Origin of the sequence: Hoeflea phototrophica DFL-43 (assembly GCF_000154705.2) — a bacterium.
Taxonomy (GTDB): domain Bacteria; phylum Pseudomonadota; class Alphaproteobacteria; order Rhizobiales; family Rhizobiaceae; genus Hoeflea; species Hoeflea phototrophica.
Genome location: NZ_CM002917.1, coordinates 4,113,931 through 4,133,663, shown reverse-complemented (window position 1 = coordinate 4,133,663; position 19,733 = coordinate 4,113,931). Strand labels below are relative to the sequence as shown.

Annotated in this window: 23 protein-coding genes; 13 read left to right on the top strand and 10 right to left on the bottom strand. The window is 59.3% G+C overall.

The features are described from left to right. Positions 1-19 precede the first annotated feature (19 nt). Positions 20-322, bottom strand: a complete 303-nt coding sequence (locus HPDFL43_RS19555) for a BolA family protein (RefSeq protein ID WP_040450579.1) — start codon at positions 320-322, stop codon at positions 20-22. A gap of 136 nt (positions 323-458) precedes the next feature. Between HPDFL43_RS19555 and HPDFL43_RS19550 the strand changes: the two genes are divergently transcribed. From HPDFL43_RS19550 to HPDFL43_RS19535, 4 genes are all read left to right on the top strand, one after another. Then, entirely contained in the window at positions 459-1,085 is a 627-nt protein-coding gene (locus HPDFL43_RS19550; RefSeq protein WP_040449375.1) for a J domain-containing protein, read from the top strand. 77 nt (positions 1,086-1,162) lie between these two features. Then, a complete protein-coding gene (gene cobS / locus HPDFL43_RS19545) occupies positions 1,163-2,158 on the top strand; it encodes a cobaltochelatase subunit CobS (RefSeq protein WP_007199144.1) in 996 nt (331 codons plus the stop codon). 11 nt (positions 2,159-2,169) lie between these two features. Next, entirely contained in the window at positions 2,170-4,071 is a 1,902-nt protein-coding gene (gene cobT / locus HPDFL43_RS19540) for a cobaltochelatase subunit CobT (protein WP_007199143.1), read from the top strand. Further along, entirely contained in the window at positions 4,068-5,111 is a 1,044-nt protein-coding gene (locus tag HPDFL43_RS19535) for an esterase-like activity of phytase family protein (RefSeq protein ID WP_007199142.1), read from the top strand. Before cobT ends, HPDFL43_RS19535 begins: the two co-directional genes overlap by 4 nt. Before the next feature lie 74 nt (positions 5,112-5,185). On the opposite strand, the gene HPDFL43_RS19530 is transcribed toward HPDFL43_RS19535, so the two are convergent. Together HPDFL43_RS19530 and rpmB are read right to left on the bottom strand one after the other, a co-directional pair. After that, positions 5,186-5,812 (bottom strand): queuosine precursor transporter, encoded by a 627-nt coding sequence (locus HPDFL43_RS19530; RefSeq protein ID WP_052093365.1) that lies wholly within the window; start codon positions 5,810-5,812, stop codon positions 5,186-5,188. A gap of 89 nt (positions 5,813-5,901) precedes the next feature. Then, a complete protein-coding gene (gene rpmB / locus HPDFL43_RS19525; protein ID WP_007199140.1) occupies positions 5,902-6,198 on the bottom strand; it encodes a 50S ribosomal protein L28 in 297 nt (98 codons plus the stop codon). Between the two features lie 273 nt (positions 6,199-6,471). Between rpmB and HPDFL43_RS19520 the strand changes: the two genes are divergently transcribed. Together HPDFL43_RS19520 and yddG are read left to right on the top strand one after the other, a co-directional pair. Continuing rightward, positions 6,472-7,272, top strand: coding sequence for a DUF3108 domain-containing protein (locus tag HPDFL43_RS19520; protein WP_052093362.1), 801 nt, complete (start codon positions 6,472-6,474; stop codon positions 7,270-7,272). A 91-nt stretch (positions 7,273-7,363) separates the two neighbouring features. Beyond that, complete coding sequence (yddG, locus tag HPDFL43_RS19515) at positions 7,364-8,239, top strand: aromatic amino acid exporter YddG (RefSeq protein ID WP_007199138.1); 876 nt, start codon at positions 7,364-7,366, stop codon at positions 8,237-8,239. A gap of 35 nt (positions 8,240-8,274) precedes the next feature. Here the strand turns inward: yddG and HPDFL43_RS19510 are convergent, their stop codons facing one another. Together HPDFL43_RS19510 and gloB are read right to left on the bottom strand one after the other, a co-directional pair. Next, positions 8,275-8,745, bottom strand: a complete 471-nt coding sequence (locus HPDFL43_RS19510) for a cupin domain-containing protein (RefSeq protein ID WP_007199137.1) — start codon at positions 8,743-8,745, stop codon at positions 8,275-8,277. A 2-nt stretch (positions 8,746-8,747) separates the two neighbouring features. After that, positions 8,748-9,518 (bottom strand): hydroxyacylglutathione hydrolase, encoded by a 771-nt coding sequence (gloB, locus tag HPDFL43_RS19505; RefSeq protein WP_040449373.1) that lies wholly within the window; start codon positions 9,516-9,518, stop codon positions 8,748-8,750. Positions 9,519-9,726: 208 nt separating this feature from the next. Here gloB and HPDFL43_RS19500 point away from each other — a divergent pair, with 208 nt between their 5' ends. The 3 genes from HPDFL43_RS19500 (at position 9,727) to HPDFL43_RS19490 (ending at position 12,642) form a co-directional block, all read left to right on the top strand. Continuing rightward, the gene (locus HPDFL43_RS19500; protein ID WP_007199135.1) at positions 9,727-10,473 is read left to right on the top strand and encodes a class I SAM-dependent methyltransferase; all 747 of its coding nucleotides are present in this window, start codon (positions 9,727-9,729) and stop codon (positions 10,471-10,473) included. A gap of 118 nt (positions 10,474-10,591) precedes the next feature. After that, positions 10,592-11,695, top strand: coding sequence for a histidinol-phosphate transaminase (hisC, locus tag HPDFL43_RS19495; RefSeq protein ID WP_007199134.1), 1,104 nt, complete (start codon positions 10,592-10,594; stop codon positions 11,693-11,695). A 2-nt stretch (positions 11,696-11,697) separates the two neighbouring features. After that, on the top strand, positions 11,698-12,642 hold the full coding sequence (locus HPDFL43_RS19490) for a prephenate/arogenate dehydrogenase family protein (RefSeq protein WP_007199133.1): 945 nt from the start codon (positions 11,698-11,700) through the stop codon (positions 12,640-12,642). Between the two features lie 88 nt (positions 12,643-12,730). Here HPDFL43_RS19490 and HPDFL43_RS19485 read toward each other — a convergent pair whose 3' ends face one another. Further along, on the bottom strand, positions 12,731-13,729 hold the full coding sequence (locus HPDFL43_RS19485) for a DUF2125 domain-containing protein (protein ID WP_007199132.1): 999 nt from the start codon (positions 13,727-13,729) through the stop codon (positions 12,731-12,733). Positions 13,730-13,887: 158 nt separating this feature from the next. Between HPDFL43_RS19485 and HPDFL43_RS19480 the strand changes: the two genes are divergently transcribed. Then, positions 13,888-14,442: a gamma-glutamylcyclotransferase gene (locus HPDFL43_RS19480; RefSeq protein WP_040450570.1), complete on the top strand. Its 555-nt coding sequence runs from the start codon at positions 13,888-13,890 to the stop codon at positions 14,440-14,442. On the opposite strand, the gene HPDFL43_RS19475 is transcribed toward HPDFL43_RS19480, so the two are convergent. From HPDFL43_RS19475 to ftsE, 4 genes are all read right to left on the bottom strand, one after another. Continuing rightward, entirely contained in the window at positions 14,422-15,225 is an 804-nt protein-coding gene (locus HPDFL43_RS19475; RefSeq protein WP_007199130.1) for a lysophospholipid acyltransferase family protein, read from the bottom strand. The genes HPDFL43_RS19480 and HPDFL43_RS19475 overlap by 21 nt on opposite strands. Positions 15,226-15,331: 106 nt before the next feature. Further along, positions 15,332-16,063, bottom strand: coding sequence for a YdcF family protein (locus tag HPDFL43_RS19470; RefSeq protein WP_084594727.1), 732 nt, complete (start codon positions 16,061-16,063; stop codon positions 15,332-15,334). 63 nt (positions 16,064-16,126) lie between these two features. Beyond that, on the bottom strand, positions 16,127-17,119 hold the full coding sequence (locus HPDFL43_RS19465) for a cell division protein FtsX (RefSeq protein WP_040449372.1): 993 nt from the start codon (positions 17,117-17,119) through the stop codon (positions 16,127-16,129). Beyond that, positions 17,112-17,771 (bottom strand): cell division ATP-binding protein FtsE, encoded by a 660-nt coding sequence (gene ftsE, locus HPDFL43_RS19460; protein ID WP_007199127.1) that lies wholly within the window; start codon positions 17,769-17,771, stop codon positions 17,112-17,114. Before ftsE ends, HPDFL43_RS19465 begins: the two co-directional genes overlap by 8 nt. Before the next feature lie 186 nt (positions 17,772-17,957). Here ftsE and HPDFL43_RS19455 point away from each other — a divergent pair, with 186 nt between their 5' ends. From HPDFL43_RS19455 to HPDFL43_RS19445, 3 genes are all read left to right on the top strand, one after another. Continuing rightward, on the top strand, positions 17,958-18,611 hold the full coding sequence (locus HPDFL43_RS19455) for a hypothetical protein (RefSeq protein ID WP_007199126.1): 654 nt from the start codon (positions 17,958-17,960) through the stop codon (positions 18,609-18,611). A gap of 91 nt (positions 18,612-18,702) precedes the next feature. Beyond that, positions 18,703-19,245 carry a hypoxanthine phosphoribosyltransferase gene (hpt, locus tag HPDFL43_RS19450; protein WP_007199125.1) on the top strand — a complete coding sequence of 181 codons (543 nt, stop codon included), beginning with the start codon at positions 18,703-18,705 and terminating at the stop codon, positions 19,243-19,245. A gap of 112 nt (positions 19,246-19,357) precedes the next feature. Beyond that, positions 19,358-19,726 (top strand): response regulator, encoded by a 369-nt coding sequence (locus tag HPDFL43_RS19445; RefSeq protein WP_007199124.1) that lies wholly within the window; start codon positions 19,358-19,360, stop codon positions 19,724-19,726. Positions 19,727-19,733: the final 7 nt, after the last annotated feature.

Below are 19,733 nucleotides of genomic sequence, written 5' to 3'. Positions count from 1 at the left end.
TGGCGTCTTGGTTGCCGGCCTACCAGCGAGTGGGCTCGCCGGGGGCTGCGGCCTCGACGGCCATGGCATGGAGGCCGCTGTCGAGTTCGTTCTTGAGCAATTCGTTGACCGCATGGTGGCGATTGATCCTGGACATGCCGGCAAAGGCTTCGGCGACGATGCGGATGCGGAAATGGGTTTCTCCGGTTCCATCGAATGCGTCATGATGATCGCTGCCGGAATGATGGTGACCTGCGTGCAAATGGCTTTCGTTGATCACCACGAGGCGCTCAGGGGCGAAGCGTTCGTTAAGCGCTGTTTCAATGCGGCTTTGCCGTGACATGATGAAGCTCCTGATTGCCGATCCGGATATAATTTTCATATGCCTGCAAATGTGCGGTGGCATTCGCAGGCAAGACGGGGTACGCAGCTTGAATCATCCTTGTCAATCCTTGTTCCCTCACGTGTAGAGCACCATAATCGACGTCATGAAACTGGATTCGAAATATTTTGACCGCATCAGGGTCCGCCGCAAAGGCGAACGTGCAGCCGAACCGAGCACGCCTGAATGCCAGTGGGACGGCTGTGACAAACCGGGCGTGCACCGGGCGCCTGTGGGACGTGATGCGGAAGGGCAGTATTTTCTGTTCTGTGTCGATCACGCGCGGGAATACAACAAGGGCTACAACTATTTCTCCGGCCTCTCGGACGGTGAGATCGCGCGCTATCAGAAAGAGGCGCTGACCGGTCACCGCCCGACTTGGGGCATGGGTGTGAACCGGGCGGCGAAGAACGGTCCGACCCAGTCCAAGGCCCGCTCCGGATCTGCCAGTGCCCATGCACGGATGCGCGATCCGCACGGGTTCTTCAATGAGACCCGGCCCAACAAGCCGGTCAGGGCGCGCAAGGTCAAGTCGCTTGAGACCAAGGCCTTTGATACGCTTGGTCTCGCCGCAAATGCGACATCTGCGGAGATCAAGGCGCGCTACAAGGACCTTGTCAAAAAACACCACCCGGACGCCAATGGCGGTGATCGTGGTTCGGAGGATCGTTTCCGGGCCGTTATCCAAGCCTATCAATTGTTAAAGCAGTCTGGTTTCTGCTAAGCGAACAGTCTAAAGCAGGATCAAACCGGATGTGAGAAGATGGCCCGCAGGCGTGAACGCCAGGCCCTGGAGAGATGATGAGCAAGATCGACCTCGATATTACCAATCTGCCCGATACCACAGCGAGTGTCCGTGAGGTTTTTGGCATCGATTCAGACCTCGTTGTCCCGGCCTACAAGGAACGGGACTCCTATGTGCCGGATCTTGATCCCGATTATCTTTTTGACCGTGAAACCACGCTGGCGATCCTGGCGGGCTTTGCCCACAACCGGCGGGTGATGGTTTCGGGGTATCACGGCACCGGCAAATCGACGCATATCGAACAGGTTGCGGCCCGGCTCAACTGGCCTTGTGTGCGCGTCAATCTGGACAGCCATGTCAGCCGTATCGATCTTGTCGGCAAGGACGCGATCGTCGTGCGCGACGGGCTTCAGATCACCGAGTTCAAGGACGGCATTCTGCCATGGGCCTACCAGCACAATGTGGCGCTGGTGTTTGACGAATATGATGCCGGCCGTCCCGACGTGATGTTTGTTATTCAGCGGGTGCTGGAATCTTCGGGCCGGCTGACGCTTCTCGACCAGAGCAGGGTGATCCGGCCGCATCCGGCGTTCCGCCTGTTTGCGACGGCCAACACGGTCGGCCTCGGAGACACCACCGGGCTTTATCATGGCACCCAGCAGATCAACCAGGCCCAGATGGACCGCTGGTCGATCGTAACCACGCTGAACTACCTGCCGCATGATCAGGAGGTCGATATTGTCGCTTCCAAGGTCAAGGAATTCGCCAAGGGCGATGGCCGCGACACGATCTCGCGCATGGTGCGGGTTGCAGACATGACCCGCTCGTCCTTCATCAATGGTGACCTGTCGACAGTGATGAGCCCGCGTACGGTCATCACCTGGGCGGAGAACGCCGAGATCTTTGGTGATGTGGCGCTGTCCTTCCGGCTGACCTTCCTGAACAAGTGTGATGAGCTGGAGCGTGCTCTGGTGGCTGAACATTACCAGCGCGCCTTTGGCGTCGAGTTGAAGGAAAGCGCCGCCAACATCGTTCTCAGCGCAACCGCCTGACGGGACACGCCATGGCCGGACCCGGCGATAATTCAAAATCAAAGCCTTCGGGCGTGGTGGATGCCGAACCGTTCCGGCGGGCCCTGACCGGCTGCGTGCGTGCCATTGCCGGCGATCATGAGCTCGAAGTGGCCTTTGGAAATGACCGTCCCGGGCTTTCGGGTGAGCGCGCGCGGCTGCCCGATCTACCCAAGCGTCCAACCCGGCACGATTTTTCGGTTACCCGCGGACTTGGCGATTCGATGGCATTGCGCAAGGCGTGCCATGATGACGCGACTCACATGCGGATGGCACCTGAGGGGGCTGATGCCCGCGCGGTCTATGATGCGGTGGAGCAGGCCCGGGTCGAGGCCATCGGCGCGCGGCGGATGACTGGTGTCGGTGACAACATCACCTCGATGCTTGATGACAAATATCAGCGTGCAAATTACCAGGGCATCACCAGCCGCGAGGATGCGCCGCTTGAAGAGGCCATGGCGCTGATGGTGCGCGAGAAGCTGACCGGACGTCAGCCGCCGGAATCGGCCGGCCAGGTTGTCGATCTTTGGCGGGACTTTGTCGAGGACAAGGCTGGAGACATCCTCGGCACTCTGGAAAGATCGGTCGATGACCAGCAGACCTTTGCGAAGGTCGTGCGCGAAATGCTGTCAGCCATGGAGATGGCCGAGGATTACGGCGAGGACGACAGCGAGCAGGACGAACAGGACGAGGTGTCCGACGAGGACCAGCCGCGCAGCGAAGAGCAAAATGAGCAGTCCTCTCAGGAGGAGGCGGGTTCCGATGCCGCACCTGCGGACGAGAGCGAAACCTCTGAGGAGCAGATGGACTCTGGCGAGATGGACGGCGCCGAGGTTGGCGACGACGACACCATCGACGACAGCGACGAAGATGCCGAGACGCCGGGCGAGACACGCAAGTCCAACGAGCCGTTTGCCGATCTCAACGAGAAGATCGACTACAAGGTGTTCACCACCGAATTCGACGAGGAGATCTCCGCCGAAGAGTTGTGCGACGAAGCCGAACTCGAGCGGCTGCGGGTGTTTCTCGACAAGCAGCTTGCGCATCTGCAAGGTGTGGTCGGACGTCTTGCCAACCGCCTTCAGCGTCGCCTCATGGCGCAGCAGAACCGGGCATGGGATTTCGATCTGGAAGAGGGCTACATCGATTCCGCACGGCTTCCGCGGATGATCATTGATCCGATGCAGCCGCTGTCGTTCAAGATGGAGCGGGACACAAATTTCCGCGATACGGTGGTGACGCTGCTGATCGACAATTCCGGCTCGATGCGCGGGCGCCCGATCACGGTGGCTGCCACCTGCGCCGACATTCTGGCGCGCACGCTGGAGCGTTGCGGTGTCAAGGTCGAACTGTTGGGCTTTACTACCAAGGCCTGGAAGGGTGGTCAGGCCCGCGAGAAGTGGCTCACCGGTGGCAAGCCTCCAGCTCCTGGCCGGCTCAACGATCTGCGCCACATCGTCTACAAGTCCGCCGATGCTCCGTGGCGGCGCGCGCGCCGCAATCTCGGGCTGATGATGCGCGAAGGCCTGCTCAAGGAAAACATCGACGGCGAGGCGCTGATCTGGGCCCATTCGCGGCTGCAGCGGCGGCCTGAACAACGCAAGATTCTGATGATGATTTCGGATGGTGCGCCGGTCGATGATTCAACGCTTTCGGTCAACCCGGGGAACTACCTGGAGCGACATTTGCGTGCCGTGATCGAGGAGATCGAGACCAAGTCCTCGGTCGAGTTGCTGGCCATCGGCATCGGCCATGATGTGACCCGCTACTACCGCCGCGCGGTGACCATTGTGGACGCAGAGGAGCTGGCGGGCGCGATGACCGAGCAGCTGGCCGCACTTTTCGCCGATGAGGCTGGTGCACCGCAATCCCGGCGCGGGCGCAGACGCGCGTGAGCGCCGCTACCGGGACGCGGACGCAGACAGGCGTCACCCTCTGGCGGCTGATGGCTGCCTCCGCCCTTGCCCTCCTTGGTGCCGTGGCGGCATCACCGCTCAATGCCGATGATGGTTCGATCTCCATCAGTTCGCGGCTGATCGAGAATTTCAAGGTTGGGTCTTCACAGAAAAGGTTTGGCGATTTCGAGTTCCATGGCGGACTGGAATTGAGTTCATCTAGTTCTTTCCTCGGTGCCATGTCGGCAATCCGGCTTGCAGAGGACAGAAGCCGGTTTCTCGGCGTCATGGATACGGGTTTCTGGTATGCGGGACGGCTTGAACGCGATGCAAACGGCCGGATGTTTGGCGTTGAGGATTTCACCGTCTCGCCGATTCTCGATTCCCTGGGCAACGGGTCGGACGAAAAATGGATGTTTGATGCGGAAGGCATGGCGCTGCGCCGGGATGAGGTTCTCGTCAGCTTCGAACGCCGTCACAGGGTCGATGTCTATCCTGCAGATGGTCCCGGTGCTTCAACCCCGCTGGGATCCTTGCCGGTTCTCATTCCAACCGCTGAATTCCGGAGCAACCGGGGTCTGGAAATGATCGCCGTTGCGCCCGCAGCGTCTCAGCTGTCCGGCGCGGTGGTGGCTGTTTCCGAAAGGAGCCTCAATGAGAGCGGCGACGTCTACGCCGCCATTCTGACCGGGCCGTCCAAGGGTGTGTTTTTCGTCAAACGGGATCCGCCATTCGACATTACTGATGGTGACTTTCTGCCCAATGGTGACCTGTTGCTGCTGGAACGCCGATACTCGATCGCTCAGGGCGTTGGGATGCGTATCCGGCGCATTGACGGCAGCCGGCTGGGGCCGGGAAATCTGGTGGACGGGGAAACCATTCTTGAGGCCGACTACGGCTATCAGATCGACAATATGGAAGGTCTCGACGTGACCACAGATGAAGATGGGCAAATCTTCATCACGCTGGTTTCAGATGACAACCATTCGATCCTGCAGCGCAATCTGATCCTGGAATTCCGCTATCTTGGTGACCAGTAAAAACACCCCCGCCATTAAGGATGGTGAGGGTGTTTCAGGTTCGTGTCCGGTGAGGTCGTGCAGGCTTGCCGGCCTCAGGCTCGGGCTCGGGCGCCCAGGACCGGCATCAGAGCGCCATAGGGCACCAGCATGGCGAGCCCCACGAGCAATTTGACCATCAGGTCGCCGAGAGCCCAGGACACCCAGCGCGGCGCTTCAGTGGCAAAAAGGCCAAGCAGCGGGGCGGCTTCGGAGGCAAATGCGTCGCCGGGGCCGATGACGCCGGCCGCTTGCGAGAAGGCCAGACCGAAAAAGACAAATGTGTCGAGAACTGAGCCGATCACGGTTGAGACCAATGGTGGCAGCCACCAGACCCGGTCACGCAGCCGGTCGAAGATCGATACGTCGAGCAATTGGGCCATCAGAAAGGCGGAGCCGGACGCAATCGCGATCCGTGGCGAGGCCAGCCAGATTGACAGCGCAACGGCGATAACAAAGCCGATGAAGACGACAAGCCGGGCAGCCTTTGGGCCGAAGCGACGGTTGGCAAGATCGGTGACCAGAAACGCCACTGGATAGGTGAAGGCGCCCCATGTCAGAAGGTCGGCCAGATTGAGCGCACCGATGGTGTAATTGACCGGGAACTGCACAAGGTAGTTCGAGGCAACGACAACGGCTGCCATAACGGCCATGAATGGCAATACGGGAAAGATCATTCGCATTTTTTTATCCTGGGTTGATGCCACCAGCTGAAACAAGAAGGCGGGCTGTTCGCCCGCCACCGCGATGTTCTAGGAACAGGGCGCCTGTATCAGGCGGCTTTGTTTTCTTCGAGCTTCTTGGCGATCTGCCGCTTGAGCAGGCGCGCGCGCATCGAAAGTTCGCCATCCTTGGCCTTGGCCAGGAATGCATCGAGACCACCGCGGTGCTCGACGGTGCGAAGCGCGTTGGCCGAGATTCGCAGACGGTAGCGCTGGCCCATTGCGTCGGAAATCAGCGTCACGTTGCAAAGGTTGGGCAGGAACCGGCGACGGGTCCTGTTATTGGCGTGGCTGACGTTGTTTCCGGACTGGACAGCCTTGCCGGTCAATTCACAGCTGCGGGACATATTGCACCTATTATCTCTTCGCCAGCGGACGGGCCGAGCCACATTTCGGGCTCACCCAAGGACCGCAGGCCTTTATCGGAAAGTCGCGTGTCTATAGTCAGCCACGCAAGCCGCGTCAAGCCGGGAGAGATCACAAAGGCGCTTATAGCTGCCTGAAGATGGCTATGGGAAGCTTTATCTGGCGATCAGCATTGAAATGCCGCATTCTGAGCCATGCTCATTGCGGAGAATGGCTTTGCGGTTGGTGCAAAAATGAGCCGCTCAGGAGGTCATATGGGACGGATGGATTATGCAGGTTGTCGCTGCATGCTGGTGTCGGCTCTGGTTCTGGCTGTTCTGGTTTTCGCGAAACCACCTGTGGCGGCGGCCGAACCGGTGCAGGTTCATGCGGATTACTCGGTCTCGCTGGTGGGCTTGCCGGTCGCCTATCTCAATTTCGTAACCGAGGTCGAAGGCACCAGTTATCGTGTTTCCGGCACATTGCGCACATCCACCCTCTCGGACATCGTTTCAAAAACCCGCGGCACTGCCAGTGTTTCCGGGAAGCTGACAGCAGACCGTTTCCTGGCGTCACAATTTAGCGTCGCCTATTCGAGCGGTCGCAAGGCCCAACGCACCGACATCGAGTTCCGCGACGGCGATGTCAAATCGACAACGCATGATCCGGCGCGCAAGGCGCGTGGCTCGAACTGGGTTCCGATATCGGACAAGGATCTCAGTTCGGTGCTTGATCCGCTCTCTGGTCTGATGTTCCCGGCCGGCTCCCAGGTCTGTCCACGCAGCGTACCGATATTCGACGGTCAGTCGCGGGTGACGCTGCATCTCTCGCCCAAGGGACAACGGCCTTTTCGCGCCAAGGGTTTCGAGGGTGATGCGATTGTCTGCGGAATTCGTTTCGAACCAAAAGCCGGTTACCGCAAAAACTCCTCGTCCATTGCCTATCTGCGCAATCTGACCAGTATGGAGGTCTGGTATGCCAAGCACGAGGAGGGCGGCTTCTATGCGCCTGTCTATGCCAAGGTTCCCACGAAGGTGGGGCAGGTGATCGTTGCTGCGACACGGTTTGGCGGGTAGCGACGCAACGATTGCCATGATTGCGGCTTTCCCTGCCGCATGGATTTGAGCTAAGGGCTGCTGTTAGTTCTAAAGTGTTTCCGGGGCCATCTTGCGCAATCTCCCCACATTGATTGGTTTTTCGGCGGTTCTGATGTGGTCGGCGCTGGCTCTGTTCACTGCGGCGTCGGGGGCGGTGCCACCATTTCAGCTTTCGGCGATCTGTTTCCTGATTGCATCGCTTATCGGGCTTTCGGTGATGTTGCGGCAACCCACCCGGTTTCGGGCACTGCGGCAGCCGGTCAAGGTCTGGGCGCTCGGCCTGTTCGGGCTGTTTGGCTATCATTTCCTGTATTTTACGGCGCTGAGAAACGCCCCTGCTGTCGAGGCCGGCCTGATTGCCTATCTCTGGCCGCTGCTGATTGTGGTTGGTTCGGCCCTGCTGCCAGGTGAACGCCTGACATGGAAGCATATTGTCGGTGCGCTGATGGGGCTGGCCGGTACGGCATTGATCCTGTTGCGCGGTGCAGAGGGTGGGCTTGGCGGCGGCAGTTTCATTGGCTACGGCGCGGCGATCCTCTGTGCGCTCACCTGGTCGGGCTATTCGCTGTTGTCGCGACAGTTCGGTGAGACACCAACCGATGTGATCACTGGGTTCTGCCTGCTGACGGCGGTCTTGTCGCTGCTTTGCCATCTGGCGCTCGAAACCACAGTCTGGCCCGGAAGCGCCAATCAGTGGCTTGCGGTTCTGGGACTGGGTCTGGGGCCCGTCGGGCTGTCATTTTATGCTTGGGACTATGGCGTGAAACACGGCGATATCCAGGTTCTCGGCGTTTCGAGTTACACCGCTCCGCTGTTGTCTACGCTGATTCTCATTCTGTTCGGCTACGGCGAAGCAAGCATCGCCATAGCCGTTGCGTGTTTGCTGATTACCGGGGGTGCGCTGATTGCCGCCTATGACATGCTGCGTGGGAAGAAAAGTGTGTGAATGGTTTGATTGTTCTGCCGACTTGGAGGTGTTGATCACCCTTGGCCTTCTGGCTTGAGTGGCGCACCGTCATAGGGCGAGGGCCGCCAGTCGGGTGGCGCCATTTCGAAGCTTGAGAATTCAAAGCCTGGTGCGACGGTGCAGCCGACCAGCGTCCAGGTGCCCAGTGAAGCCGCTGTCTGCCAGCAATTCGCCGGAACAACCAGTTGCGGGCGTTCGCCTGCGGCCAGGTTCATCCCAAGTCTGTGGGACTGGGCATTGCACCCATCGTCAGACAGGGTCAGGGCCAAAGGCCCGCCTCCATACCAATGCCAGATCTCGGCGGCATCCGTGACGCGATGCCAATGCGAACAATCACCGCCTTCAAGCAGATAGTAGATCGCGGTTGAATGCCCGCGTGCGCCACCTTCGGGGTCGCGAAAAGTCTCGCAATACCAGCCACCCTCCGGGTGTGTCTGCATCTTGAGCAGGGCGATGATCTCCTGGGCGGATAGTTCATTTGTCATGGTCAGAATCGATCCTTGCGTGCGCGCAGTTCAGTGAAAACCTCGAGCTCACTGGCATTCTCCATGCCGAGTGTTCTTCGGATGGCGGGGTCGCCGGCGCGCATGAATGGATTGGTCCGCTTTTCGAACCCGATTGTGGTTGGCAGGGTCGCGAGGCCTTTTTCGACCAGACCTTCGATTTCTGCTCTCCGCTTGGCCAACTCCGAATTGTCTGGGTCGACCGTGACTGCGAAAGCCGCATTGGACCTTGTGTATTCGTGGCCGCAATAGACCCGCGTCTCGTCGGGAAGTGCGGCAAGACGGGTGAGAGAGGCAAACATGTCTCCCGGTGACCCCTCGAACAACCGACCACAGCCAAGTGCGAAAAGGGTGTCGCCTGCAAACAGCAATTGCTCGTCGGGAATGTGGAAGCAGATGTGGCCTGCGGTATGGCCCGGTGTTGAAATCACTTCCACTTTGCGGCCTGCAAACTCGAATGTATCGCCGTCACGGAGAGTGTCGGTCAGGCCCCTGATTTTCGCAGCCTCCGCGGCAGGTCCGATCACTCTTGGCGAATAGGTTTCCGAAAGCGCAGGAATTCCTTCGACGTGATCTGGATGATGATGGGTGATCAGCAGATGCGTCAGCTTCCAGGATCCGGGCCTCAAATGCGATGCGATAACGCTCCCATCCGGCGCATCAATCGTTGCCGTTTCGCCGGTGAGGGAATCGTGCAGGATGACGCCAAAATTGTCCTGCCGGCACATAAACTGTTCAATAATCAAACTTGTCACGCGTGTTCGCCTCCCGGCTGCGGAATCAATGCAAAGAGCATAACGCGGGTATCGGACGACGTCACCTTGGAGGCTGGAGATCGGTGCCTGGCTGTTTTCGCAGACGCGCTTATCGCGATCAGATGGAATTGTTTTTGCTGGCAATTTCGGCAGGATTTGGGTGTAGTGTCTTTGGCAAAATGATCTGCCCTGTTTGGAGACATGTTTCATGCATGCCGATATCGTCGATCTCAGACAATTCTATCACACACGGCTGGGCCTGCTGGCAGAACAGTCGGTTGCGATGGCGTTGTCCTCGATATGGGCAAACCTTCCCGGTGAACGCTTGATGGGGCTTGGCTATGCCGCGCCCTATCTCGACCGGTTCCGGCCTGATGCAGAACGGACATTTGCTTTCATGCCTGCAGGCCAGGGTGCGGTGAACTGGCCTGCTGGAGGCCCGTCGGCAACCGCCCTGGTTTTTGACGAGGAATTGCCGCTGGCCGATGCGTCGCTTGACCGTGTCCTTATGGTGCACTCGCTCGAGTTTGCGGAGAATCCGCGCGAGACTCTCAAGGAGCTGTGGCGGGTGCTTGCGCCGGGCGGGCGGCTGGTGATTGTTGCGCCCAACCGGCGTGGTGTCTGGGCGCGGTTCGAGCATACGCCCTTTGGTGCGGGCCGGCCCTATTCGCGCGGACAGTTGGTCCGGCTGTTGCGCGAGAGCAATTTCACGCCGGGCGCCTTTGCCGAAGCGCTGTTTTTTCCGCCGTCTCAGCGGGTGGTTGTTATGCGCCTGCGCAGCATCTTTGAACGACTGGGAAGGCGCATGTGGCCGGTGTTTTCCGGTGTGATCGTGGTTGAGGCGCAAAAACGGCTGTATCAAGGCCTGCCGGTTGCGCAGCGTGCCTCGCGCCGGGTGTTCGTTCCGGTGCTGTCGCCACAGACCTCCCGTGCCTCGCATCGAAAGACGGTTTGAGCCGACCGCAGATCTGCCAGTGAGTGCACTGCGGCACTCTCTCGACAAGACCGCCGCAAGAGGTTATCTCCGCTTCATGTCCTGACAATGGACAGTCCGCAAGCAAGGAATCGTTTCGATGAGCAGCACCGATATGCCACGTCCAAAACCCAGCGTTCTGGAGATCGCCGCCTATGTTCCGGGGCGCGAAAAAGTGGATGGCGCCGCGAAGGTCTACAAACTTTCATCCAATGAAACGCCGCTTGGACCGAGCCCCAAGGTGGCCGAAGCGATCGCCGAGAATAGCGCCGATCTGGCGATTTATCCTGATGGGTCGGCACATGTTCTGCGCGACGCGATTGCACGGGCACATGGCCTCAATTCCGGCAACATCCTGTGTGGCAATGGATCGGATGAGTTGCTCTCGCTGTTGTGCCAAACCTATCTGGGTCCGGGTGATGAGGGGGTGTTCACCGAACATGGATTCCTGGTCTACAAGATCCAGATCCTGGCCGCCGGAGCAACGCCGGTCTCGGTGCCTGACACGGACGGACTGGTCGCAGATGTGGACCAGATCCTTGCTGCCGTGACGGAAAAGACGAAGATCGTCTTCCTGGCCAATCCCAACAACCCGACCGGCACCTATATCCCGGTCAGCGAAGTCCGGCGGCTGCATGCCGGCTTGCCGTCCGATGTGGTTCTGGTGCTGGATGCGGCCTATGCGGAATATGTCCGCCGCAACGATTACGAGGCGGGTATCGAGCTGGTCTCGAGCCACCCGAATGTCGTGATGACGCGAACTTTTTCAAAGATCCACGGGCTTGCGGGCCTCAGGATCGGTTGGATGTATGCGCATGAGGCTATCATCGACGCGTGCAACCGGGTGCGCGGGCCTTTCAATGTGAATGCGCTTGCCATTATTGCAGGCGCTGCTGCGATCGGTGATCGCGCACATATCGATCGCGCTGTTGCGCACAATGATTTGTGGCTGGGGAAGGTCTGTGACGCGCTCGAAGGGCTTGGCCTTAAGGTGACCCCGTCGGTGGGCAATTTCGTTCTGGTGCATTTTCCCCAGACGCCGGGCAAGACAGCAGCGGAAGCAGACGAGTATCTGGGATCGCGCGGATTTGTTCTGCGGCGGGTCGCAGGCTACGGTCTTCCAGACGCGCTGAGAATGACGATCGGCAGCGAAGAGGCCAATCTTGGTGTTATCGACGCGCTCACGACATTTATGGCCCGGTAGCCATGACCAAGCCCATGTTTGATACCATTGCCCTGATCGGCATCGGCCTAATCGGCTCGTCCCTGGCGCGCGTCATAGCGGCCAAGGGGCTGGCCAGTCATGTCGCAATCGCAACGCGGAGTGCGGCGACGCTCGACACTGCCCGTGAGCTTGGTCTGGGAGACAGCTACCATACATCGAATGCCGAAGCGGTTCGTGATGCTGATCTGGTGATCGTGTCTGTTCCTGTTGGTGCGTCCGAGGCCGTTGCGAGGGAAATCGGCTCGCATCTCAAGCCGGGTGCGATCGTGACCGATGTTGGCTCCACCAAGGCTTCTGTGGTCAGCCAAATGGCGCCGCACATCCCGGCGCATGCGCATTTCATCGCCGGGCACCCGATTGCCGGTACCGAACAAAGCGGCCCTGAGGCCGGATTTGCCGAGCTGTTTGAGAACCGCTGGTGCATCCTGACGCCGCTGCCGGATGCGGACGTGGATGCGATCGCCCGGCTTCGCTCTTTCTGGGAAGCCTGTGGATCGACGGTTGAGGAGATGGATCCCGACCACCATGACCGGGTGCTGGCGATCGTGTCGCATTTGCCGCATATCATCGCCTACAACATTGTGGGAACGGCCGACGATCTGGAAACAGTGACCAAATCCGAAGTGATCAAGTATTCGGCTTCGGGTTTTCGCGATTTCACCCGTCTGGCGGCGTCCGATCCGGTGATGTGGCGGGATGTGTGCCTGCACAACAAGGATGCGCTTCTGGAAATGCTGGCGCGTTTCTCGGAGGATCTGTCATCGCTGCAACGGGCAATTCGCTGGGGTGATGGTGACAAGCTGTTCGAGATGTTTACCCGAACGCGTGGCATCCGGCGCTCGATTGTCGAGGCAGGTCAGGATACCGCTGCGCCCAATTTCGGCCGCAACGGACCCAAAAGCAACACGGGCGAGGCCGCCGAGTAGTCCTGTCAGGACCCTGGAGGTGGCTTTCAAGCTCAGGCGTTCCGGTTTTTTAACCCGGAAGACGGGAAACTGTGCCGCCTTGTCCGCCTTACATCGGAGGCAAACGACCGAGCGGGATGAAGCCCATCGAGACTGCACCGTTGCGGATGGTCAGCGGTACGGTGATGGCATCGTCTCCGGGCACGGTGTCGAGGGCTCCAAGCATCGGAGCGACATTGCCGATCAGATTGCCCGAGTCCGGGTCGATGCGCGCTGCAAGTTCAGCGAAACGGTGCTGGTTGCGTATCGTGAGATTGAGGTCGCCTGATATAAGGCCGTCTTCGCCAATCTGAGCGGTGCCGGCGATTTCCAGCGAGGCACCCTCTTCAAGTTCGATCATCATCCGGTGCAACTGCATCTGGTAAGCGCCCTGCGGCGCACGGAACGGCGCATCGAGCAGGGCTGCCTGATTTGGCAGGGTCGCCTCGAGGGTGAGCTTCTCCGCGCCTATCTGGCTTAGCAGGTCGCTTTGGACCTGCTCGGCATAGGTCGCTATATCGAAGTCCGGTCCATTCTTGCGCACATGTGCCGTCAACCGCTGGGCGCGCAGGCCCAGTTTGCCCGATAACTCCGCACTGTCGATGTCGATGCTGATGTTGCGGGTATCAAGGGATCCGCGGTCAAGTCCTCCCGAAGTCGCGAAGACGCTTGTCTGCAGGGTCTGCCAGTCGATACGACCATCGCCAGCGAGGCCCGAGAATACAACGGGGCCGTCAACTTCGGAGACAATGTGATTGGGACGGTAGAATTGAGCCGCTGAGCGCAGGGCTCCGCTGCCGGCACTCAGTCCGAGCTGGGAATTGCGGTAGCCTAACCCGTCACAGAACAGTCCGAAGCGGAACGGATAGCCTTTGACTTCTGCATTGGAACACTCTGCCTGGGCCTGCTGTCCTGCCATTTGCTGCAGCTGTGCAGGCAGATGCGCCTCGATCCGGCCGGCAATCAGATGCCAGCCTATGGTCCAGAAAACTCCGAAGAGAACAATTCCTGCGGCCAGCCAGACAAAGCGCCCGGCGGTGGAGCGCGAAGATGGGGCATTGGACGGCATTGCGTTCTCCCTGGTGGTCCTGCCATAAGGACAGGATCTGCCGGCATTATAAGCCGATGAATGTTCCGAGGCGGCGGCGCGCCGCGACAAGACGATTGTAATTGGCATTGCAGATGGTTTCGTATCGGAGAAACCAGCAGTGCAACATGGGCGTGGATATGGACGATTTTTGGGTGTTTGGCTACGGATCGCTGATGTGGCGGCCGGGGTTTGACCACGAGGAAACGAGGCCGGCTCGGTTGTTCGGCTATCACCGTGCGCTGTGCGTGCGTTCATTCGTTCACCGGGGCACGCCTGAGCGTCCGGGGCTGGTGCTCGGGCTTGATCGCGGAGGCTCCTGCCAGGGCGTGGCATTTCGGGTCCGGGCGGATGCGCGCGATGCGGTTGTTGATTATCTGAGGGCTCGTGAACTTGTTACCCATGTCTATCTCGAGACGACGCGCCGGGTTCGCCTTGATTCAGGCGATCATGTCGCGGCTTTGACCTATGTTGTCGATCGCGGGCATCAACAATATGCAGGAGGGCTTTCTGCCGATGACGCCCATCTGGCGGTGCGTGGCGCCCGGGGTCAGTCGGGTCCGAATGAGGATTATGTTCTCAACACCGTCGAGCACCTTAGGACACTCGGGATTCGCGACCATCATCTTGAGACCATTGTCCGCCACCTTGAAACTGATGCCGGCAATCCATTGTCATCCCGCCTTCGCGCCTGAGGGCAGGGCCCCCAGCTCCTCGAGCCTGCGGCGCGCATCCTCGCGCAGCGGCAGGTGTGGATTTGCGCCGACCGTCTCAATCAGGAGCGCATCGCTCTCTGTTTCCATGACATCGATCAGCTTTTGCATGAAGGCATCGGAATCCATTCCGGGCGGGATGGGCTTGAGCACCCGAACCTTGAAATGGCCGGGAAAGCGCAAAAATTTGCGCCGTGGCCAGAACAGGCCGGGATGCATGACAACGGGGACCACCGGGACGTCAAGATCGCGGTAGAGCCGGGCAATGCCATACTTGTAGGACGGCGGTGCTCCAGGCGGCCTGCGCGTTCCTTCGGGATAGATGATCAACTGCCGGCCACTCTGCATCGCTTGCCTGGTGCGATCGAGCACCTTGGCCATGACCTTGCCCTTTGCGCCCCGGTCCACCGGGATCATCTTCATCTTGAAAATGTACTGGCCGAAAAGCGGGATCCAGCCGAGTTCGCGTTTGAGGATGTAGACCGGATCATCGAGCCACGGCAGAAGCCCGTAGGCATCCCAGAATGACTGGTGCTTGGGCGCGAAGATGTAGCCGCCTTCGGGAATGTTCTCGAGGCCTTCGATCTCGAATGTCGTGCCGACAATGACCTTCTGCAGCCAGTGATTGGACCGCACCCAGTTCTTGGGAATGCTCCAGGCTGCCTTGCGCTCGGCCAGGAAATAATAGGGCGTGAAGATGATCATGCGCCCGATCAGATTGATGTAGAACGCAGCGTTGAACAGGATGGAGCGAAAAGCGATCATGGCGTGGCCCGGTTGGATAAGTGGCCTTGCCGCCGTTAGCGATTAACCACAAGCCTCCGGTTACACCATCACCGGCCGGTCGAAAACCGTAAAAAACGCGGGAGAATCAATTCAGCGTAGCTGCCGTGGGTTGCTTTTCGCCTGCGTCGGCGCGCAGTCCGGTCGCGGTTGTTGCTCCGCTCCAGTTGCGCAGGCGGGCGAGGGAGTATTTGGCGTATTCGGTAAACAAGGTTCGCAGCGCCACAGGATCGGTCAACCAGGCTTCGGTCTTAAGGTCTGCATGGGTCACGGGATAGGCCACAAAACTGACATCGGGGCTCGCCTGAGACAACTCCATCAGACTGCGCGGCATATGGTAATTGTTGGTGACAACGAGAACGCGCACATAGTTGTTCTGACGGATCCAGTCCGCCGTTTCATTGGCGTTTCCGATGGTGTCGAGTGCCTGGTAGCCGATGTCCACACAGCAATCGAATGTCGCCGATTGAGTTCCGGTTGCACGCCGCAGAGCCGCGCTGGAGGTGGACGGGTTGACGCCCGAGATCAGAAGCCGGTCGCCGATGCCGTCCTCGAGCAATGCCAGGGCCTGTTCGATGCGCTGATAGCCACCGGTCAGAACAACGATCGCATCGACATCGACGCTGGTGCCTGGAGCCTTGAGTTCGGCGATCTCATCGGTGAACCGGAAAAAACCGATGACGACGAAGGTCACGCCGAGGATGGCGCCAATTGTAAGAATGCGCAGAGCATGATGTCCCAGCCGCCGCAAACGGTGGAAACCACCCGTTCGTGCGGCCTGTGTTGATCCCGGATCAGACTGGGCGGAGTGTACAGTCATAAATAAGGCATACTCCCAGAATTGGGCAAGGACCAGCCAGATTTGCGGCGGTTTCCAGGCTATTCAGCCTATTTCTGCCAGAGAGGGATCTGCGCGCTGGCGATCGATCTCGCGAATCGTGCGTACCACTGTCAGCCGGGTGGTGAATGCGGTCATGCCGGCTATGAGAACCACGATCCCGATTATGCCGAAATAGCCGGCGCTGCTCAAGGCAAAGCGGCCGAACAATGCGGTGACCTGATCGTTGACAGCGGTGGCAAGGCTGTTGGATTGCCAGGCGCTGAGCAGCAGGAAAGCAAGGGTGGCCACGCCACCACCCACAGCTGCGCCCTTGAGTCCGATCATCAGGAAACGCTTCTGGAATTCGGCGGCAATAAAGCTGGTTTCGGCCCCAACGAAGTGCAACACCTCGACGATATGACGGTTGCCGGCCATGGCGCCCCTTGTGGCAAAGATCACAGTCAGCATGGTGGTGGCGAACATCAGGGCAAGTATACCAACACCGACAAACACAGTGATTCGCGCCATCGAAATCAGTCGGTCGGCCCAGGCGCGGTGGTCATCGAGGCTTGCCTGCGGGACCGATTCAGCCAGTGCCTCGCGCATGCTGGTGAAATCCGGCGGTGCGGTCTCGTCTATGGTCACGATCACCAGCCGTGGGACGGGCAACTCGTCCATGTCGAAGCCCTCGCCGAGCCAGGGTTCGAGGAGCCGGGCCGTTGAGCTGCGGTCAACGATTTGTGCTGTCAGGGTGCCCTGAAAGGACAGGGCGAGATTGCGCACTTCAACCAGCGTTGCCTCGATGTCGATGTTGCCGGTTGGCTTGATCTGGATGGTGATTTCCCGCGAGACGTCGCCCTGCCAGGCTTCGGCCTTCTCCTGCACCATGGTCACCGCGCCAAGGGTGATGGCGCAGAGGAACGACATGATCGCGATTACCACCATCAGCGCGCGACCGGACACGTTGAGTGGCGGCACGATCGGGGTCATCGGGCGGAGCATGTTGGCTCGGGCCCTGGTTTTCTGTGCGGTGTTGCTGGGAGATGACTCAGTCATAGATATCCAGATGCCCCTCGGAAAGGATCATCCGGCGCGCGTCGACCCGGTCCATCAGGCTGAGGTCATGGGTGGCAATTACCACTGCCGTACCAAGCCGGTTCAGCTCGATGAAAAGGTTGAGCAGGCGCTGCGCCATCGGTGGATCGACATTGCCGGTTGGTTCGTCCGCCAGGAGAACCTCAGGCTGGTCGATCAGCGCGCGGGCGATGGCGACACGCTGCTTCTCGCCACCAGAGAGCACCGGCGGCAGCACATTTATGCGCTCGCCGAGGCCGACCCATTTGAGCAGTTCAACGACATCGGAGCGGTAACTTGCCTCTTCCTTGCCGCGCACACGCAGGGGCAGGGCGACATTCTCATAGGTGGTCATGTGATCAAGCAGCCGGAAATCCTGAAACACGATCCCGATCCGGCGCCGCAACAGCGGCAACTCGTCGCCCGGGATAACGGAGATATCCCGGTCGAACATGCGAATCAGCCCGCGTGTGGGTTTGAGTGACATGAACAAAAGGCGCATCAAGGTGGTCTTGCCCGCACCTGACGGCCCGGTCAGGAACTGAAACGACTTCTTCGGGATGTCAAAGCTGAGATCGCGCAGGACCTCGGGTCCCATGCCATAGCGCAACCCGACATTTTCGAAATGGATCAAAGGTTGTTCCCTGTCTTTCAGGCCAATCCGCAAACTCACCCGTCATCGTTAATGCCGGGTTAAATCAGTCGTGAAAACCGCATTTGGAAACGGTCCGTTCGCGAAGCGTTAACCATTTCGGTTTACGCATCGGTAACACATGTTTCAATGCCCTCTGCATGGCAGGGGTGTTAAAAAGGGGCGCAAATGAGCGTTTCAGGCCGCGCAACACACGCGATTGATCCCAAAGGCTCAGATCTTCTGATGCCGGAGCGGCGGTTGCGCCCGCGCAAGCCACGAGCGCGCGACATCGAAGACGCGAGCTTCGAAACAGTTGCTGGCGGACGGAAACCGCATTCAGGCAGCCGAATGGGATCCAAGCCGCGTCCGGTTTTCAAATCCCGGCTGAAGGAGTTTCCCGATGCCGACACATTTGCCGGTCCGTTTCCCCGCGATTTTGCGACGTCCGGGTCTGCGCGTGCTCCGCGGGCGGAGCCTGGTGAACGGCTTGGCGTGTTTGCCGGTGGCAGTCCTGGGGTGTCTGCGGGCCAGCCATCCGCAAGAACGGCTTTTGCCATGATGGTTGGGGCCGTTGCTCTGGCCGTTTTCTGGATGGCCGGTGGTCATGCGCTTGTGTTGGCCCCATCGAAGGATCTGCAAGCATCCAACGTGACGCCACCACCTGCATCCTTTGCGGTTTCCGAGCCAGTTGATTCCATTGTGCCTGACCCGGTGGTGACCTCGTCGGTTCCGGGTGAAGCCGGTGAATCCGATTCGGGTTCGATCATTCATGCAAAACCACGCCCTGCGCGGATCGAACGGGCAGGCTCGATCCTCATGATTCGGCCTGAAGGCGGCTAAGCCGGAGGAATCGGGCCGAAATCAGTTTGCACAGCTAGCCTGATCGGCTAGGAGTGGGCGGCATTTCTGACCGAACCACCAGGAGATCCGGATGCCGGTTGTGCGCGGAAAAATCATTGAGCCCTTGTTCTCTCCGGAGGAGATCGCAGAGCGCAACCAGACCATGGCGGCTCAAATTGCTGCGAGCCCCAAGAAGGACCTTCTGGTGATATCGATCCTGAAGGGGTCGTTCATCTTTGCGGCTGATCTCATTCGTGCGCTCCATGCTGCAGGGCTTGAGCCGGAGGTCGAGTTCATAACGCTTTCGAGCTATGGCAAAGGGACCACGAGCCAGGGCGTCAAGATCATCAAGGATATCGACAGCGATGTGCGCGGCCGTGATGTGCTGCTGATTGATGATATTCTCGAATCAGGCCGTACCCTGCGATTTGCCCGGGATCTGATGTATGAGCGCGGGGCAAGTCATGTCGACATCGCGGTGCTGCTGGACAAGCGCTCCCGCCGTGAAGGCAGCCTTGATGCGGAATATGTCGGTTTCGAATGTCCGGATTACTTCGTGGTTGGCTACGGCATGGATGTGGCTTACGCATTTCGCGAATTGCCATTTGTCGGTGTGGTCAAGGGCGACGCTTGATCCAAGGCGTGCAAATTGTCACCAGGCGATCCCCGAGATGCCGGGGTGAAATGTTCATGTTGCAGCAATCTTTGGGACATAGTTTTCCGTCAAGAGAGAAGGGAAGCTCACAATGGCGAAAATCCTGATTGCGGAAGATGAAGACAGCTTGAGGCGGTTTGTCGCCAGGGCACTCGAGATGGACGGGCATGAAATTGCGCATGCCGGCGACGGTGCCGACGCTCTGGAGCAGCTTCAGTCAAACAGATACGACCTGCTGCTTTCCGATATCAGGATGCCGGTGATGGACGGGATCGAGCTCGCAACGCAATCTGCGAAGCTGGCGCCAGATATGCCGATCCTGCTGATGACGGGTTACGCAGAACAGCGCGAACGGGCGGAGCCGCTGATGCGTATTGTTATCGACGTGGTGGCAAAGCCCTTTTCTCTGCCGCAGATCCGCCAAGCGGTTGCTGAAGCTCTCACGGCTCAAGCGGCCTGACAGTTCC

Bases quoted from the DNA above. Each gene is read 5' to 3' on its own strand.
- HPDFL43_RS19555 (WP_040450579.1), bottom strand. From the start codon at position 322: ATGTCACGGCAAAGCCGCATTGAAACAGCGCTTAACGAACGCTTCGCC.
- cobS (WP_007199144.1), top strand. From the start codon at position 1,163: ATGAGCAAGATCGACCTCGATATTACCAATCTGCCCGATACCACAGCG.
- cobT (WP_007199143.1), top strand. From the start codon at position 2,170: ATGGCCGGACCCGGCGATAATTCAAAATCAAAGCCTTCGGGCGTGGTG.
- HPDFL43_RS19530 (WP_052093365.1), bottom strand. From the start codon at position 5,812: ATGCGAATGATCTTTCCCGTATTGCCATTCATGGCCGTTATGGCAGCC.
- rpmB (WP_007199140.1), bottom strand. From the start codon at position 6,198: ATGTCCCGCAGCTGTGAATTGACCGGCAAGGCTGTCCAGTCCGGAAAC.
- HPDFL43_RS19520 (WP_052093362.1), top strand. From the start codon at position 6,472: ATGGGACGGATGGATTATGCAGGTTGTCGCTGCATGCTGGTGTCGGCT.
- HPDFL43_RS19510 (WP_007199137.1), bottom strand. From the start codon at position 8,745: ATGACAAATGAACTATCCGCCCAGGAGATCATCGCCCTGCTCAAGATG.
- HPDFL43_RS19500 (WP_007199135.1), top strand. From the start codon at position 9,727: ATGCATGCCGATATCGTCGATCTCAGACAATTCTATCACACACGGCTG.
- hisC (WP_007199134.1), top strand. From the start codon at position 10,592: ATGAGCAGCACCGATATGCCACGTCCAAAACCCAGCGTTCTGGAGATC.
- HPDFL43_RS19490 (WP_007199133.1), top strand. From the start codon at position 11,698: ATGACCAAGCCCATGTTTGATACCATTGCCCTGATCGGCATCGGCCTA.
- HPDFL43_RS19485 (WP_007199132.1), bottom strand. From the start codon at position 13,729: ATGCCGTCCAATGCCCCATCTTCGCGCTCCACCGCCGGGCGCTTTGTC.
- HPDFL43_RS19480 (WP_040450570.1), top strand. From the start codon at position 13,888: ATGGACGATTTTTGGGTGTTTGGCTACGGATCGCTGATGTGGCGGCCG.
- HPDFL43_RS19475 (WP_007199130.1), bottom strand. From the start codon at position 15,225: ATGATCGCTTTTCGCTCCATCCTGTTCAACGCTGCGTTCTACATCAAT.
- HPDFL43_RS19470 (WP_084594727.1), bottom strand. From the start codon at position 16,063: ATGACTGTACACTCCGCCCAGTCTGATCCGGGATCAACACAGGCCGCA.
- HPDFL43_RS19465 (WP_040449372.1), bottom strand. From the start codon at position 17,119: ATGACTGAGTCATCTCCCAGCAACACCGCACAGAAAACCAGGGCCCGA.
- HPDFL43_RS19455 (WP_007199126.1), top strand. From the start codon at position 17,958: ATGAGCGTTTCAGGCCGCGCAACACACGCGATTGATCCCAAAGGCTCA.
- hpt (WP_007199125.1), top strand. From the start codon at position 18,703: ATGCCGGTTGTGCGCGGAAAAATCATTGAGCCCTTGTTCTCTCCGGAG.
- HPDFL43_RS19445 (WP_007199124.1), top strand. From the start codon at position 19,358: ATGGCGAAAATCCTGATTGCGGAAGATGAAGACAGCTTGAGGCGGTTT.